The 847-nt window shown below is 61.4% G+C and carries 2 protein-coding genes; both read right to left on the bottom strand.

Annotation, left to right across the window (positions count from 1 at the left end; genetic code table 11):
* A partial coding sequence (locus AC5ZG5_RS46260; protein ID WP_496165577.1) for an IS3 family transposase occupies window positions 1-493 on the bottom strand: 493 nt, incomplete at its 3' end.
* Complete coding sequence (locus AC5ZG5_RS46255) at window positions 490-777, bottom strand: transposase (RefSeq protein WP_126262243.1); 288 nt, start codon at window positions 775-777, stop codon at window positions 490-492. The genes AC5ZG5_RS46260 and AC5ZG5_RS46255, both read right to left, overlap by 4 nt.
* Window positions 778-847: the final 70 nt, after the last annotated feature.

The raw sequence follows: 847 nt of genomic DNA, 5'->3' as shown, positions 1-847 counted from the left end.
ATGTGTCCATCGTGTTCGACAGGCGCCAGGCCAGCACCGCACGGCTCGCCCAATCGATGATCGCCACCAGATACAGAAAGCCCTGGCCGATCGGCACATAGGTGATATCGGCCGCCCACACTTGATTCGGCCGGTCGATCGCCAGATGGCGCAGGAGATACGGGAAGATCTTGTGTCCCGGCGCCGGCTTTGTGGTTCTGGGCTTTGGTCCCAGCGCTGCGATGCCCATCTTGCGCATCAACCGCTGCACACGCTTGCGATTGATGCGACAGCCTTCGCCATTGAGCATTGCCGTCAGCCGCCGCGAGCCCAGGAACGGCCAGGCCGTGAACAGCTGATCGATCCGCCGCATCAGCTCAAGGTCGTTGTCATTGGCCGGCCGCGGCGGCCGATATACGCTCGATCGCGCAACGCTCAGCAGTTGGCATTGCCGGCGGATCGACAGACTCTCATGATCGCGCTGAAGCAATCCTCGGCGATCCGGCGCGCTCATCTTCCGGACCTCCTGGCTAAGAAATCTCGCTCGACCGTCAATTGTCCGATCTTGGCGTGGAGCTTCTCGACCTCCAGTTCGTGGGCCGCCTCGCCATCCCGACCAGCGCCCGCGTCGAACGCCCGAACCGCTTGATCCTGAAGCTGCTTCTTCCAGGCGTAAATCTGGTTCACATGCACCTGGTAGCGCTGCGCCAGATCCGTCACCGTTGATTGTTCTCGCAGCGCCTCCAAGGCGATCTTTGCCTTCAGCGCCGCGTCGATTTTCCGTCTCGTCTTCTTCATGGTCCGCTCCGTTTATCAAAACGGAACGGCATCCGCACCACCTAAGCCGCTGGTCCAAAATCCGGGGTCC

The organism is Bradyrhizobium sp. Ses1 (genome assembly GCF_059512365.1).
The sequence above is the reverse complement of the archived record's forward strand: the minus strand, read 5'-3'. Positions and strand labels throughout refer to the sequence as shown.

What these genes read in the sequence shown, in the direction of transcription:
- AC5ZG5_RS46255 (WP_126262243.1), bottom strand. Translation starts at nt 777, where the DNA reads ATGAAGAAGACGAGACGGAAAATCGACGCGGCGCTGAAGGCAAAGATC.